At 44.8% G+C, this 565-nt stretch carries 2 protein-coding genes; both read left to right on the forward strand.

Annotation, left to right across the window (positions count from 1 at the left end):
- A partial coding sequence (locus L2729_RS21555) for an FAD-binding protein (RefSeq protein ID WP_248990048.1) occupies positions 1-301 on the forward strand: 301 nt, incomplete at its 5' end.
- A gap of 28 nt (positions 302-329) precedes the next feature.
- Positions 330-565: acrylate reductase cytochrome subunit ArdB (gene ardB, locus L2729_RS21560; protein ID WP_248990049.1), on the forward strand; the 236-nt coding region annotated here is incomplete at its 3' end.

Genomic DNA, 565 nt, shown 5'->3' on the forward strand with positions numbered 1-565 from the left:
CGTTAAGTCTGGTGATGACAAGCAGTTCGGTAAGAACATGACTAAGGCTAAAGATAAGTTTATCGAAGCGCCATTCACCGTCGTAAGACTATGGCCGAAAGTGCATTATTGCCAAGGTGGTGTACAGGTTAATACTAAAGCCGAAGTGAAAGACAGCTTCACAGGTCAGTCTATCTCTGGTCTGTATGCAGCCGGCGAAGTCTGTGGTGGTATTCATGGTGTGAGCCGTTTAGGTAGTTGCTCAATTCCGGAATGCATGGTGATGGGTATGACAGCTGCACGCAGCGTCATGAAAGCCTAAATTTACCAGATAATAAAAGGAATGAGTGATGAGTAAATTTAAAGCGGTATTAGCGCTAACATTGGGTTGCCTGTTAACTCTATCTGCACAAGCAGTAGAGGTGCGAGACCACCATAAAGAAGTGATCGGTAAAGACTGTAAAACATGCCACGACAATGGCATCAAACAGTTTCCATCAGATCAAGCCTGTTTGCAGTGTCATGATGTTGATGACTTAGCAGAGCAAACAGCGCGTAGCGAAGAAGATAAGTGGCAGAATCCACA

Origin of the sequence: Shewanella gelidimarina, assembly GCF_023283945.1 — a bacterium.
Taxonomy (GTDB): Bacteria; Pseudomonadota; Gammaproteobacteria; order Enterobacterales; family Shewanellaceae; genus Shewanella; species Shewanella gelidimarina.